At 63.2% G+C, this 11,927-nt stretch carries 10 protein-coding genes; all 10 read right to left on the bottom strand.

Annotated elements, in window-relative coordinates:
- Positions 1 to 704: LacI family DNA-binding transcriptional regulator (locus HP546_RS17610; RefSeq protein ID WP_172227834.1), on the bottom strand; the 704-nt coding region annotated here is incomplete at its 3' end.
- 479 nt (positions 705 to 1,183) lie between these two features.
- Positions 1,184 to 2,431, bottom strand: a complete 1,248-nt coding sequence (locus HP546_RS17605; protein WP_172227832.1) for a cytochrome c — start codon at positions 2,429 to 2,431, stop codon at positions 1,184 to 1,186.
- Between the two features lie 12 nt (positions 2,432 to 2,443).
- Positions 2,444 to 4,228 carry a GMC family oxidoreductase gene (locus HP546_RS17600; RefSeq protein WP_172227830.1) on the bottom strand — a complete coding sequence of 595 codons (1,785 nt, stop codon included), beginning with the start codon at positions 4,226 to 4,228 and terminating at the stop codon, positions 2,444 to 2,446.
- A 3-nt stretch (positions 4,229 to 4,231) separates the two neighbouring features.
- Positions 4,232 to 4,972: a gluconate 2-dehydrogenase subunit 3 family protein gene (locus HP546_RS17595; protein WP_172227828.1), complete on the bottom strand. Its 741-nt coding sequence runs from the start codon at positions 4,970 to 4,972 to the stop codon at positions 4,232 to 4,234.
- Positions 4,973 to 5,313: 341 nt separating this feature from the next.
- The gene (locus HP546_RS17590) at positions 5,314 to 6,594 is read right to left on the bottom strand and encodes an OprD family porin (RefSeq protein ID WP_172227826.1); all 1,281 of its coding nucleotides are present in this window, start codon (positions 6,592 to 6,594) and stop codon (positions 5,314 to 5,316) included.
- A 44-nt stretch (positions 6,595 to 6,638) separates the two neighbouring features.
- Positions 6,639 to 7,955, bottom strand: a complete 1,317-nt coding sequence (locus tag HP546_RS17585; protein WP_172227824.1) for an MFS transporter — start codon at positions 7,953 to 7,955, stop codon at positions 6,639 to 6,641.
- A 67-nt stretch (positions 7,956 to 8,022) separates the two neighbouring features.
- Entirely contained in the window at positions 8,023 to 8,547 is a 525-nt protein-coding gene (locus tag HP546_RS17580) for a gamma carbonic anhydrase family protein (RefSeq protein WP_172227822.1), read from the bottom strand.
- Positions 8,548 to 8,559: 12 nt separating this feature from the next.
- Entirely contained in the window at positions 8,560 to 9,750 is a 1,191-nt protein-coding gene (locus HP546_RS17575; protein ID WP_172227820.1) for a CaiB/BaiF CoA-transferase family protein, read from the bottom strand.
- Positions 9,751 to 9,774: 24 nt separating this feature from the next.
- Positions 9,775 to 10,716: a hydroxymethylglutaryl-CoA lyase gene (locus HP546_RS17570; protein WP_172227818.1), complete on the bottom strand. Its 942-nt coding sequence runs from the start codon at positions 10,714 to 10,716 to the stop codon at positions 9,775 to 9,777.
- A 98-nt stretch (positions 10,717 to 10,814) separates the two neighbouring features.
- Positions 10,815 to 11,726, bottom strand: coding sequence for a LysR family transcriptional regulator (locus HP546_RS17565; protein ID WP_172227816.1), 912 nt, complete (start codon positions 11,724 to 11,726; stop codon positions 10,815 to 10,817).
- Positions 11,727 to 11,927: the final 201 nt, after the last annotated feature.

The following is an 11,927-nucleotide window of genomic DNA, read 5'->3' as shown; positions in this document are numbered from 1 at the left end:
GCCAGCTGGGCGCCCAGCCCGGCGCTGGTTTCCAGCACCTGCTGGCGCATGCCGGGGCGACGGCTGATCGACTGGCCGAACGCTTGCACCCGCTCCTGCCGCGAGCTGGTGCCATCGAGCGGCTCGGTGACGGCCAGGATATCCCGGTAACCTTGTGCCTGGAGGTGGTCGAGCGCTTGCTCGACCGCATCGAAGTTATCCAGGCCGACCAGGTCGACCTCCAGCTCGGGCAACTGGCGGTCGATCAGTACCATGGGGATTTCGCGTTGCAAATTGAGCAGTTCGCCGGGGTGATGGCCGAGAGTGTTCACGATCAGCCCTTCGACGTTGTAGCTCTGCAGGGCTACCAGGTGATGGCGCTCCTGCTCGTCGTCGCGGTTGGTGTTGCATACCACCAGGCTGTAGCCGTGCTGACGGCAGGCGGTTTCCACACCATGCATCACCGCCACTGAATAAGGGTTGAGGATATCGGCCACCAGCATGCCGATCAGGCGCGTCTGGCCGCGCTTCAGCCCACGGGCCATCTGGTTGGGACGGTAGCCGAGGCGCTCGATGACCTCGGCCAGGCGCTTGGCGGTGGCTTCGGCCAGCAACTGGCGGTCGCCACCGATGTAGCGCGAAACGGTGGCCTTGGAGACGCCAGCGACACGCGCAACTTCGCTGATGGTGACCCGTTCGCGGTGATGGGCAGGCGCGTCGGTCATGGGCAGTCCTTATGATTGTTGTGGTAGCGATGAAACCGGTTTCAATACAGCAAAAGTATGCGTGTTCGTCAACATTTAGTTGGGCTGGGGCGTTTAATTTTGGGAGCGGCATGGCGGTTTTCATAGGGAATGCATCAGGCCTGGCAGGTGTTTGCCACAAGAGATGCAGCGCCTATGAGATCGAGCGCCGCCCGCGCGGCGCTTCGCGGGTAAACCCGCTCCCACATTTGTTGCAACGTGGCCATGCCTGTAAAAGCGGCGTTTCCCGCCTTGGTGCATGACTCAAGGCGAGCGTGGCGGCAGATGCGCCAGCCATGAAATCGCGTCGGCCCGACAAGGCTGGCAACCATGGCCTGACAGGTTTGGTACGTTGCAACAAATGTGGGAGCGGGTTCACCCGCGAAGCGCCGCGCGGGCGGCGCTCGATCTCACAGGCGCTGCACATGGCGCGGCAGGCTACTGTCAGCCCTGATGCAACCTTAGCGAAGCGCTTTCACATCACCTGCACTGACAGCATCCCCTTGGTTCCCCCAGCTACTCCGAATGAAATTCACCACTTCAGCAACCTCCTGGTCACTCAGCCGCCATCCAAACGCCGGCATGGTGACGTTCGACGGCGCGGTGTGCGTCGCCGGTATCGTGCCGCCTGCCAGCACCACATGAATCAGCGACGTGGCATCCGCCGTCTGCACCACCGGGTTGCCAGCCAGGGCCGGGAACACCCGGGTATAGCCCTGGCCATCAGTGCGGTGGCAAGCCGCGCAGTTGTCGATATACACCGCCGCGCCCGGCTTGCTGTCGTCCCCTTGCCATAGCGCCTGCGCCACCTGCTTGTCATACACATGCGGCTTGTCGTCAGGGTTGCTCGGCGGCAATGTCTTCAGGTAACGGGCGATGGCTGTCAGGTCGGCATCCGTCATGTGCTGCATGCTGTGCTCGACCACGTCGCTCATGCCGCCAAACACCGCGCTGCGGTCGCTGCGCCCGGTCTTCAGAAACTGCACCAGCTGCGCTTCGCTCCAGCTGCCCAAACCGTCCTTGTGGTCACCACGCAGGTTCTTCGCAATCCAGCCCTCCAGCGGCGCGCTGCCAGCCAGGAACTGCGCGCCATCCTCTGCACTGAGTGCTTTCTCCTGCATGGTCAGCGCGCGCGGCGTATGGCAGGCGCCACAGTGCCCCAGGCCTTCGACCAGGTACGCACCCCGGTTCACCACCGGGTCGGCTGCCGCCGATGCCTGCCACGGCCTGGCCTCTGGTGCAAACATCCCGCGCCAGATCGCCAGCGGCCAGCGCATGCTCAACGGCCACGGGATATCCGTGGCCTTGTTCGCCTGTTCGACCGGCTCCACGCCCCTCATGAAATAGGCGTACAGCGCCTGCATATCCTGCTCGCCGACCCGCGCGTAAGAGGGGTATGGCATTGCCGGATACAGCGTGCTGCCGTCCTTGCCGATGCCCCTGCGCACGGCCTGGTCGAAGTCTTCGAAGCTGTACTGGCCAATGCCGCTGGCCGACGGGGTGATGTTGGTCGAGTACACCGTACCGATGGGAGTTTCCATCGGCAGCCCGCCGGCGAACGGCTTGCCGCCCTTGGCGGTATGGCAGGCCACACAGTCGCCGGCACGCGCCAGGTACTCGCCCTGACGCACCTGGGCGTCTTCATTGGCGGTGGCCTGTGCCGTTGCACTGGCGCCCAGCAGCAGGGTTGCGATCAACAGTGTCTTCATGTTCATCGCTCCTCAAGCCTGGACCAGCGGGCCGGGGTTTTTCAGGTACTGCTCACGAATGGCGCGGGCTGACCAGTAGGTCAGCGCGGCCACCAGCCCGGTCGGGTTGTAGCCCAGGCCCTGCGGAAACGCCGATGCCCCTGGCACGAAAACGTTATGCACATCCCAGCTTTGCAGGTAACGGTTCAGCGCGCTGGTCTTCGGATCGGTGCCCATGATCGCCCCGCCGTTGAGGTGGGTGGTCTGGTAGCTGGCGGTGTTGAAGTGGTCCTTGACCTGCTTGCCCAGCACGGCAATGGCTTTGGGGTTCATTGCCTGGGCGATCTTGCTCAGCTTGTCGACCATGAACTGGTTCATCCTGATGTCGTTTTCCTGCCAGTCGAAGGTCATGCGCAGCAGTGGCTGGCCGTAGGCGTCGCGGTAGGTCGGGTCGAGGTCCAGGTAATTGCCACGGTACGACTGGTGAGCGCCGTGGGCGTCCATCGAGACCTGGTGGGTGTAGTAATCGGCCGTGGCCTTTTTCCAGGCGCTGCCCCAGGCTGGTGTACCGGGCGGGTTGGCGGTGCCGGCAATCGGCCGGCTGCCGGCCTGGTTCACCCACATCGGCGAGCCACCGACGAAGCCGTGGGGGCCGTGGTCGAAGTTGTCGGCGTTGAAGTCATCGATGGCGATGCCGTTGCCACCGGCGCCGATGAAGTTGTTGGTGTAGGTGTCCTTGTCAAAGAACGCCTTGACCGTACCCATGTTCTGGTAGGCGAAGTTACGGCCGACCACGCCTTCGTTCTGCACCGGGTCATAAGGCTTGCCAATGCCGGACAGCAACATCAGGCGCACGTTGTTGAACTGGAACGCGGCCAGGATCACCAGCTCTGCCGGCTGTTCCACTTCGCGCCCCTGGGCATCGATGTAGGTCACGCCGGTAGCCTTGCGCTTGCTGTCGTCCAGGTTTACCCGCAGCACGTGGGCGTCAGGCCGCAGCTCGAAGTTGGGCACCTGGCGCAACGCGGGCAGAATGTTCACGTTGGGCGAGGCCTTGGAGTACATGTAGCACACGTAACCGCTGCAGAAGCCACAGAAGTTGCAGGGGCCCATCTGCGCCCCGTAGGGGTTGGTATACGGGCCTGAGGTGTTGGCCGACGGCAGGTTGTAGGGCTTGTAGCCCAGGCTGCTGGCGGCCTTTTCGAACAGCCTGGCCGACACTACGTTCTTCTGTGCAGGCAGCGGGAACGCGCTGGAACGGTCCGGCGCATAAGGGTTGCCGCCCTTCCCTTCACCGACCACCTGGCCCTTGACCGTCCAGGCCTGGCCGGAGGTGCCGAAGACCTTTTCGGCAAAGTCGAAATACGGCTCCAGCTCTTCATAGCTGACGCCAAAGTCCTGGATAGTCATGTCTTCGGGGATGAACTTGCGGCCGTAGCGCTCTTCGTAGTGGCTGCGCATGCGCAGCTCGACCGGGTCGACCCGAAAGTGCACACCCGACCAGTGCAGGCCCGCGCCGCCTACGCCTTTACCTGGCAGGAAGGCGCCGAGCTGGCGATTGGGCAGCGCCACGTCATGCGCGCCGTGGCGGATGGTGACGGTTTCTTTCGACACATCGACAAACAGCTTCTTGCGCACGCTGTAGGTCAGCTCGTCGATCACCTGCGGGTAGCTGCCTTGCGGGTACGTGTCCTGCATCGGCCCGCGTTCCAGGGCCACCACGTGCAGGCCAGCTTCGGTGAGTTCCTTGGCCATGATGGCGCCGGCCCAGCCGAAACCAACGATCACCGCATCCACTTTTTTCAACACAGTCGCCATGCCTCAGGCCCTCTCACCGCGAATCGAAACAGCCGGGAACGGGTACGGTTCATTGCGCTCGACCCAGTCCATGAAATCGGCGCGGGCACCCGGGAAGCCGATCTGGGTCCAGCCGACCATGCCCTTGTTGCCACCGTGGATCGGGTCGCAGAAGAACCCTTCACGGGTGTTCTGCACCAGCAAGCTGAAAAACACCTTGGCCGGGACGGTGTCGAAAAGCAGCTCTCCAGCCTCGACTTTGCTGAGAATACGGTCGCGGGTAGCGCTATCTTGCGCAGCAAAAACCTGACCGCCATTGGCCTTGCACCAGCCATCCACGGCGGCGATGCCCAGGCGGTAGATCTGCTGGGGGCTGAGTTGCAACTGGTAGCCCATCTCGGGGGCAGCATCGGCGTTGAACGGGCCGTGCATGTACCACTGCGCGCCCGTCGCATAGGGGGTGTTCATCTGCCGGTCGATGAATTCGGCGGCGCCGGCTTCGAGCGCGCCGGGGCCCAGTTCGTCCGCCGGGATGATGCGCGACACCGCGGCCTGCACAAAGGCCCATTCTTCAGCGCTGAAGAAGGTCGGCTGGTAATGGCCCGCCGGTGGAGCGGCAGGCACTTTGGGCTCGGGCTGCGGGGCGGCAAGCAGTTGGCTGGCACCCGCCCCTAGCCCGGTACTGGCCACGGTAACGACCGGGATCAGGGTCAGGGTCTTGCGCAGGAAATCCCTGCGCGGGTTGTCCGGGGCATGCTCAGGCATTGGAATCCTCATCGGCTGTGGCGGCCTTGACAGGCGCCATCTGTTTTTCAATGTGGGTGTTGATCTTGATAGGCCATCAAGAAGACAGCCGAATAATCTAACGCGTTCAGAAATGTTTTGAAACCGGTTTCATGCTTGACATCTTGACAAATGAACGTTCAGGGAAGCTGTCGGGCCAAGGTTTTTTCACATGCAGCTCACTGTGTATCAACATCCCGCTGACTACAGTGCCCCCGCTCTCGTATCAAGCGAGCAGAATGGAGTGGCAACATGCAGCATGGCGTTCTCGGCAATTCCACCGTTTCACGGCTTGCGCAGGCTGCCACCGGACTGCACCTGTCTCAGAACCCTAACGTATACCCCACAATCACCCGGTTCTCGTCCGCCGCATCGGCAAAGTTCGAGCGCATGCTCGCGTTGCGCCAGCGCAGCGATACATTCCTGAGCAGACCTGACTGCACCACATAGGTGATATCCGTGGTCCGCTCCCACTCCCGGCCTTCGCCACCGCGGGCCGCCAGCGCCCTGCCCTTGGCGCTGGCAATACGCTGTGGGTCGACCTGGTCACCCGTCACATAGCGCACGTTGAAAGTGAGCCCCGGGATGCCTAGCGCCGCGAAGTTGTAGTCGTAACGCACCATCCACGCCCGCTCGTTGGCCAGCGCGAACGTGCTGACCTGCTGCTCGCTGAACAGGTAGGTATCGGTCCCCCCGACGTAGGCATACGCCGTATCGCCACGGCCTTTCTGATACCCCCCACTCAACGTGTGCCCGCGGACGCTGTAGCCGAAGTTGGTGCTGAGGGTCTGGTTGTCGACCTCACCCAGCAGCGCCCGGCCCTGATCGCGCGCATCGAACCATCGCCATTCGGTGAAAACCTCGCCAGGCCCCAGGCCGGTCTTGAACCGCAATCCGGCGAAATCACGGTGGAACAGATCTTCAAGTTCACTGGTATGCACGCTCAGGGTCAGATTCGCCAGGGGTTGATAATCGACCCCGGCGTAGTACAGCCGATCACTGGTAACGGTTGCCGAATAGGCGCCCTGCTGTGCCATTGCAGTCAGGTCCTCATAGTCAGTGGAGTCGCGAAGCTTGGTGCCATCCACCTGCAGAAAGGTGAATGTGAACCGGTCCAGGTCCTTGCTCACCAGTTGCGCACCGTTGAACCACTGGGGAAACAATCGGCTGTTATTGGACGCCAGTAACGGCAACTGCGGGCTCAGGCCGCCGACCTTCAGCTCTGTATGCGCCAACCGGGCTTTGAAAGTGGCGACGGCTTTGGCGTATTCGTCTGCAGCGCGCCTGTCACTGCCCCTGGGCAGCAATCCGGTGCCGCTACGGTCGGGCGACGAATCCAGCTTTACCCCGAGCATGCCCGCTGCATCCAGGCCGAAGCCGACCACGCCTTCGGTGTAACCCGACTGCAAGCGCAGCATCAAGCCCTGGGCCCATTCACCACGCCGGGATTGCGCGGCTCTGTCGCCGTGAAAGTCGCGGTCGAAATAGAAGTTGCGCAGTTCCAGGCTGCCGCTACCGTCCCCCATGAACGCGGCGTGGACGGTTTGGCAGGTGCAGCAAAGCGCCGCGAGCATCAGCGATGCCCGCCGGGAAATAACGATCATGGGATGTGCCTTTTTCTTGTTGTTGTTCGAAGACTCAGCGCCACTCAGCTTCTGGGGTTGCGCACGTAGCGCATCACCACCAGGCAGGCGATCAGGATCAGCGGCGCGATCGACAGCATGCCCATGTAGGTGCTGCCGGTAAGGTCATTGATCTTGCCCACCATCACCGGCGCGACAATGCCGCTCAGTTGCCCGACCGAGTTGATTGCCGCAGTGCCGGTGGCAATCGCCAGCCCCGAGAAGGTCGATTGCGGAATGGTCCAGAAGATCGGGATGGCGATGAACGTGCCAGCAGTAGCCAGCACCAGTGCGGCCATCATCGCCACGGACGAACCGGAAAACAGGCATGCCAGCAGATAACCCGCTGCCGCTGCCAGCAGGCAGTACACCAGGTAGCGCTTGCGCTCGCCGGTGCGGTCGGAGCGGCGGGTGAGCAGCACCATGCCGACGCAGGCTACTGCGTAGGGCAGTGCCGACAGCACGCCAACCCAGAGCATGTCCTGCACACCCGAAGACTTGATCAGGTGCGGCATCCAGAAATTCAGCCCATAGGAGGCGGTTTTGACCACGTAGTAGATGAACGCCATGATCGCCACTTCACGGGTCAGCAACACCCGCCACAGCGAGCCGAGAATCGGCTTTGCAGTGCGTTTGTCCTCGGCCAGATTCTGTACCAGCAGGTCCTTTTCTTCGCGGCTCAGCCACTTCGCCGATTCGATATCACGGTCCAGCTTCCACAGCACCAGTACGCCCAGCACCACGCACGGCAGGCCGGACATCAGGAACAACCAGTGCCAGCCGGCCAGGCCCAGCACGCCGTCCATGGTGCCCAGCAGGAAGCCCGCTGCAGGCCCACCGACAGCCCCGGCCAACGGCACCGCCAGGAACCACAGGCCATTCATTTTTGCCAGGTGTTTGCGGGGAAACCAGCACGCCAGGTAGAACAGGATCGCCGGGCCTAATCCGGCCTCCATCACGCCGATCAGAAACCGCAGGAAGTACAGCGTGTGCTGGGTATAGGCGAACACCAGCGCAGCCGTGGCCAGGCCCCACGACACCATGATCCGGCAGATCCACGCCGGTGCTCCGTAGCGCTTCAGGCCAAAGCTGCTGGGCACTTCGAACAGCACGTAGCCGACGAAGAACATGCTCGCGGCCAGGCCGTAGGCGGCATCGCTCAAGCCCAGTTCCTGCTGCATCTGAGCCTTGGCGAAACTGATGTTGATGCGGTCGAAGTACGAGAACAGGAAGCAGATGATGGCCAGCGGCATGATGCGCCAGGCCACGCGGCGGTACAGCAGCAATTCGTCGATGTGGCTGTCGTTGCGCTCACGCGCGAGTTCGCCGGTCATGGCAACCATGGTGGATCTCCATTGTTGTAATTATTGGAGAGCAGCAGCACCTCCGGGGGCGCCGCCTGCAGGGTTTTCAGCGGATTCGGACCAGCTTCTCCTTGAACGCCTGGCCTTTGCCGACATACTCGGCGGCATTGCGCTGCATGCTGGCGATGGCTTCTGCCGTCAGCTCGCGCACCACTTTGGCCGGCGCCCCGAGGATCAGTGAATTGTCAGGGAACACCTTGCCCTCGGTGACGATAGCGCCGGCACCGACCAGGCAGTTGTTACCGATGACCGCGCCATTGAGCACCACCGCCTGAATGCCGATCAGCGCGCCGTCACCGATAGTGCAGCCATGCAGCATGGCCTGGTGCCCGATAGTCACGCCGCGCCCGACGGTGAGCGCAAAGCCAGGGTCGGCATGCAGCACCGCACCTTCCTGTACGTTGCTGTGCTGGCCGATATGGATGGGTTCATTGTCCCCGCGCAGCACGGCCTGCGGCCATACACTGACGCCTTGTTCGAGCGTAACGTCGCCGATCACCGTGGCATCTTCGGCAACGAAGGTTTCCGGGTGAAGGTTGGGCGTGCGGGTGTCGTATTGATAGATCGCCATTTCAACTCGTCCTCAGGCTGCGTCGTCGGTTTTCAGTACGCCCGCCGCGCAAAGCTCGGCAATGTGCGCATCGCTGTAGCCCAGCTCACGCATCACCTTGCGTGTATGCTCGCCAATCCGTGCAATCGCCCGGCGTGGCTGCAGGCGCTGGCCGTCCAGCGACAGTGGCAGCAACGGCATCGGTGTGTGGCTGCCGTCTTCGAGCTGAAGCTCGGCCATGCCGCCACTCTGCTGCAGGTGCGGGTCATCGAACAGTTCTTCAGGCCGGCGAATCGGCGCGAAGGGAATGCCGTTGGCTTCCAGTTGCAGCGCCAGTTGCCCTGCGTCGAGTAGCGTGAACACTTCGGCCAGGTGCGCCAGCAGACGTGGCCGCTGCAACACGCGGTCGTTGTTGCTGGCCAGCGTCGGGTCATCGAGCAAAGCTGCCTGCCCCAGTACCTGGCACAACGCCCGCCACTGCCCTTCACCGGTAGCCGCCACGAACATCTGCTCGCCGCCGGCGAAGGTGAACACGTCATAGATGGCCCAGGCACTGTTGCGGTTGGGCATCGGCGCTGCCGCCTCGCCGGTGACCACGTACTGCTGCATGTGCTGGGCTGCCAGCAGTACGCAGTTCTCGTACAGGGCGCTTTGCACTTCGCGGCCACTGCCGGTGGTGTGGCGCTCATTGAGCGCCGCCAGCACGCCAATGGCCCCGAACATGCCGCCCATGATGTCGTTGACCGAGCTGCCCGCACGCAACGGGCGGCCCACTGGCCCGGTCATGTAAGCCAGGCCCGCCATCATCTGCACCACCTCGTCCAGCGCCAGGCGGTTGTCGTAGGGCCCGCTGAGGAAGCCCTTGTGCGATGCATAGATCAGCCGGGGGTTGCGCTGACGCAGCGCGGGGTAGCCGAACCCCAGCTTGTGCATCCGGCCGGGCTTGAAGTTTTCGATGAACACGTCGGCGGTGTCGATCAGCTGCAGGACCGCCTCGCGGCCCTCAGGGGTTTCGACATCGACGGCGATGCACTGCTTGTTGCGGTTGAAGGTACGAAAAAAACCCGCCCCCGCACCCAGCAAGCGGCGCGTGCCGTCACCGCGCACCGGTTCGATCTTGATCACTTCGGCACCCAGGTCACCGAGAATCATGCCGCAGGTCGGGCCCATGACCATGTGTGAAATTTCGACGACACGGATGCCGTCCAAGGGAAGTCTGGACATCGTGGTGCTCCTCGTTCAGGCAGGTCAGGCGTGCTGTTCGGTGTGCGGCGAAGGGTGGGCAAAGCCAAGCGGCAAACCGGCGCGGGCAATACACCCGTAGAGAGGCTCGCCCGGCAGCGCTTCAGTCAGTACCTGGCGCGAAGCGATCAGCGCAGGCAGGTCGATGCCAGTGTCGTAGCCCATGCTTTGCAGCATGAACACCAGGTCCTCGGTAACGGTGTTGCCGGACGCGCCCGGGGCGAACGGGCAGCCACCCAGCCCGGCCAGCGAGGCATCCAGCTCGCCGATACCCTGCTGCACCGCCACCAGGCTGTTGGCGAGGGCCAGGCCGCGGGTATCGTGGAAGTGCGCCGCCTTCAGCCGCTCGCCGGCAATTGCCCGCACCGCCTGCAGTACGGTTGCCACCTGGCCGGGGTTGGCGTAGCCGGTGGTGTCGCCCAGGGAGACCAGGTCACAACCCGCCTCGATGACCTGGCGGGTCAGCGCGCAGAGGTCGGCCAAGGGCACTTCACCCTGGCGGGTGCAACCAAAGGCTACCGACATGCCAGCCACTAGCTGCACATCGTGCAGGCCCATTTCGGAACGCAGTTGGCACATGCGGCCCAGTTCTTCGACCATTTCCATGGGTGTGCGGCGCACATTGGCCAGGCTGTGGGCCATGCTCACCGACACCGGGGCAACGATGCGCTGCGCACCCGATTCCAATGCGTCCCTGGCGCCACGCAGGTTCGGCGCCAGCACAGTGACTTGCAGGTCGGGGTATGTGAGGGCGTGGGCCACCACTTCGCGCGCGTCGGCCATTTGCGGCAGCAGGCGTGCAGGCACGAACGAGGCGACTTCCATATGGCGCACGCCGGCAACGTAGGCGGCGTCGATCCAGCGGCGTTTGGCAGCGGTCGGCATAATCGTTTGCAAGCTCTGCAAGCCATCACGCAGGCCGACTTCGTTGATTGTTATTGTTGTCATCACGGTCTCTCTGTCTGAAGCGTTGCGCCAGACTAAAAGCTGGGTGCCAAGCAGAAAAGACGTGTTTCACGGGCTGATCCATCGCCAGCCACGATGGATCAGCCAGGCGCCTGCCAGGCCGGTGCGCGCAGCAGCAAGTGGTCAAGCAGGCGCCGCGCCGACAGGGACAATGCGTGCCGGTCGCGCATGCAGATGACGAACTCGCCCAGCGCCCAGTCGTCGGTCAGCGGAATCACCTTCAGGTCGAACAACGTCGCATACCGGCCCACAGCCTCTTGCGGGAATACGGCCAGGCCCAGGCCGAATTGCACCAGGCGGTATGCCGCGTCGAACGACGATACGTAGGAGCGGAAACGCAGCTCCCCACCGGCCTGTTCGGCCCTTTTGCGCATGAAGGTGTTCAGGGGGGCCAAGGTCGACAGGCCCAAGTGCTCGTACGCCAGTGTTTCTTCGAAGGCAAGCTGCTGGCGAGTAGCCAAGGGGTGGTCCGCACCGACCACCACGGCCAGGTGATCTTGCCGGTAGGGCACGAACTCCAGGTCGCCGGTTGCCATGGATTTGCGACATATGCCCAGGTCTGCGTTGCCTTCGGCCACGCCTCGTACCACGTCGGGGCTGAAACGTTCTTCGATGTCGGCCTGGATCAGCGGGTTTTCCAGCATGAACGCCGACAGTTCCTCGGGCAGGAACTCCATGATCGACGACACATTGGCCAGCACCCGCACATGACCACGCGCACCTTCGGCGTATTCGCTCAGCTCGCTGTCCAGGCGTTCCATGGCGCGGGTCATTTCCCGCGCATGGCGCAACAGGGCCAGGCCTGCCGGGGTCGGCTCGACACCGCGCTTGCTGCGAGTGAGCAAGGCGGTGCCGAAGCGCGCCTCGATGTCCGAGATGCGTTTGCTGACCGCAGACGGCGCCATGAACGCACGCTCGCCGGCGCGGGCGATGGTGCCCGCCTCGCAGACGATGATGAACAGGTTCAGGGACAGGGGGTCGAGGGGTTGCATTGCTGGGCTCGGGTCGGGGATGGAAGCGCAGACTGTATCAGGGCCTGACCCACAGATCTCCCGGTGATGGGCCCGGCCCCCCTGCCCCCAATCCCCAACCTTGGGGCAACCGGACCCACTGCCAAAACCTCGAAGATGGCCCTGTAAAAAAACCGGACGCCTTGCCCCACAAGGCCTGCAACGCATTTTTCAAGTGTTGGC

It is taken from the genome of Pseudomonas sp. CM25 (genome assembly GCF_013179705.1).
Lineage (GTDB): Bacteria > Pseudomonadota > Gammaproteobacteria > Pseudomonadales > Pseudomonadaceae > Aquipseudomonas.
This window is presented reverse-complemented; position numbering and strand designations above follow the sequence as displayed.

Excerpts from the sequence above, each read along its gene's own strand:
- HP546_RS17605 (WP_172227832.1), bottom strand. The coding sequence starts at position 2,431 with ATGAAGACACTGTTGATCGCAACCCTGCTGCTGGGCGCCAGTGCAACG.
- HP546_RS17575 (WP_172227820.1), bottom strand. The coding sequence starts at position 9,750 with ATGTCCAGACTTCCCTTGGACGGCATCCGTGTCGTCGAAATTTCACAC.
- HP546_RS17565 (WP_172227816.1), bottom strand. The coding sequence starts at position 11,726 with ATGCAACCCCTCGACCCCCTGTCCCTGAACCTGTTCATCATCGTCTGC.
- HP546_RS17585 (WP_172227824.1), bottom strand. The coding sequence starts at position 7,955 with ATGGTTGCCATGACCGGCGAACTCGCGCGTGAGCGCAACGACAGCCAC.
- HP546_RS17590 (WP_172227826.1), bottom strand. The coding sequence starts at position 6,594 with ATGATCGTTATTTCCCGGCGGGCATCGCTGATGCTCGCGGCGCTTTGC.
- HP546_RS17595 (WP_172227828.1), bottom strand. The coding sequence starts at position 4,972 with ATGCCTGAGCATGCCCCGGACAACCCGCGCAGGGATTTCCTGCGCAAG.
- HP546_RS17600 (WP_172227830.1), bottom strand. The coding sequence starts at position 4,228 with ATGGCGACTGTGTTGAAAAAAGTGGATGCGGTGATCGTTGGTTTCGGC.
- HP546_RS17570 (WP_172227818.1), bottom strand. The coding sequence starts at position 10,716 with ATGACAACAATAACAATCAACGAAGTCGGCCTGCGTGATGGCTTGCAG.
- HP546_RS17580 (WP_172227822.1), bottom strand. The coding sequence starts at position 8,547 with ATGGCGATCTATCAATACGACACCCGCACGCCCAACCTTCACCCGGAA.